The sequence below is a fragment of the Vibrio sp. Y176 genome (assembly GCF_033438945.1).
The window spans coordinates 1-956 of the sequence record NZ_JAWOQS010000168.1; the positions used below are offsets into that span (position 1 = coordinate 1).

The window sequence follows — 956 nt, forward strand, 5'->3', positions numbered from 1 at the left end:
AGTTGTACCGCGCAGAAATTCCGGGTCCAGTGAAAGATACCAAAATGACCCCGCGCATAGCCGAGACAGCAAAAGCGCTGTGGTACATCTATTTAAGCCTGACAATCGCTTGTGCGGTTGCTTTTTGGCTCGCGGGCATGACGCCGTTTGATGCCATCAGCCACAGCTTCTCTACCATTGCAATTGGTGGCTTCTCAACTCACGATGCCAGCATGGGCTACTTCGACAGTTACGCGATTAACCTGATTACCGTGGTGTTCTTGCTGATCTCTGCTTGTAACTTCACTCTGCACTTTGCAGCATTTGCCTCTGGTGGGGTTCATCCTAAGTATTATTGGAAAGACCCAGAGTTCCGCGCATTCATCTTTATTCAGGTGTTGCTGTTTTTGGTCTGCTTCTTACTACTATTGAAGCACCACTCTTACACATCACCTTATGATGCGTTTGACCAAGCGTTGTTCCAAACTGTCTCAATCTCGACAACCGCAGGTTTCACCACAACCGGTTTTGCAGATTGGCCATTGTTCTTGCCAGTACTGTTACTGTTCTCCTCTTTTATAGGAGGATGCGCAGGTTCGACCGGTGGTGGTATGAAAGTGATCCGCATTCTGCTTCTTACCTTACAAGGTGCGCGTGAGCTTAAACGTCTGGTTCACCCAAGAGCGGTGTACACCATCAAAGTCGGAGGTAGTGCACTACCGCAACGTGTGGTCGATGCTGTATGGGGATTCTTCTCAGCATACGCGTTAGTGTTTGTGGTATGTATGTTGGGTTTGATTGCAACAGGCATGGATGAGTTAAGTGCATTCTCTGCCGTAGCAGCGACACTAAACAACCTTGGTCCTGGATTGGGCGAAGTCGCACTTCACTTTGGTGATGTAAACGACAAAGCGAAATGGGTGCTGATCGTCTCCATGCTATTTGGTCGCCTGGAAATATTTACCTTACTTATTCTA

1 protein-coding gene is annotated in these 956 nt (G+C 48.0%); it reads left to right on the forward strand.

Going from position 1 to position 956, the window contains the following annotated elements; genetic code table 11:
• On the forward strand, window positions 1–956 hold a 956-nt coding region (locus R7O13_RS24885; protein ID WP_318304943.1), incomplete at both ends, for a potassium transporter TrkG.